Below are 646 nucleotides of genomic sequence, written 5' to 3'. Positions count from 1 at the left end.
GGGTTTCAGCTTGAGCGTCAGGATCTGCTTGCGCAATTCCTCATACACATACCGCCCGCCGTGCCGGCGGCCGCCACCTTCGGTTTCAACGGCCTCTTTGCTCATCTCGCTACCCTTCCTGTAATCGGCCCGGTTCGCCGGGCGCGCTCTGGAGTTTAGCATCGCGTCCTCACGTGCCTGACGCGGCCGACGGCCCGAATCCGTCGCCCCACGTGTCGCTGAGCATGAACCCGGCGGCGAGCGGATCGTCGGGGTCGACGCCGAGCTGCTGGAACCCGAACACCCATGCGCGCCCGGTCACGCGCGGCAGCACGGCGGGCCGGCCGCCTACTTCGGTCGTGCCGACCAGCTCGACGCGGAATTCGCCGCCGATCGTCGAGCGCGACGTGAGGCGGTCGCCGACCTGCACGCGGCCGCGCGCGGCGAGCGTCGCGAGGTTGGCCGAGCTGCCGGTCCCGCACGGCGAACGGTCGACGCGGCCGGGCGGCAGCGTCGTGCAGGTCTGGTAGACGGTATCGTCGACGCGATTGCGAAACATCACGTACGCGACCTCGTCGATCTCCGGGAACAGCGGATGCCGCACCGCGACCTGCCGGTTGACGATCTCCTTGAGCCGCACGCCATGCGTCGCGAGTTGCCGCGCGTG

1 protein-coding gene is annotated in these 646 nt (G+C 69.5%); it reads right to left on the bottom strand.

What is annotated here, in order from left to right:
• Positions 1-169: 169 nt before the first annotated feature.
• A partial coding sequence (locus tag Q3A80_RS31905) for a proline racemase family protein (RefSeq protein ID WP_446332751.1) occupies positions 170-646 on the bottom strand: 477 nt, incomplete at its 5' end.

The sequence above is a fragment of the Burkholderia sp. SR8 genome, assembly GCF_052851275.1.
The sequence above is the reverse complement of the archived record's forward strand: the minus strand, read 5'-3'. Positions and strand labels throughout refer to the sequence as shown.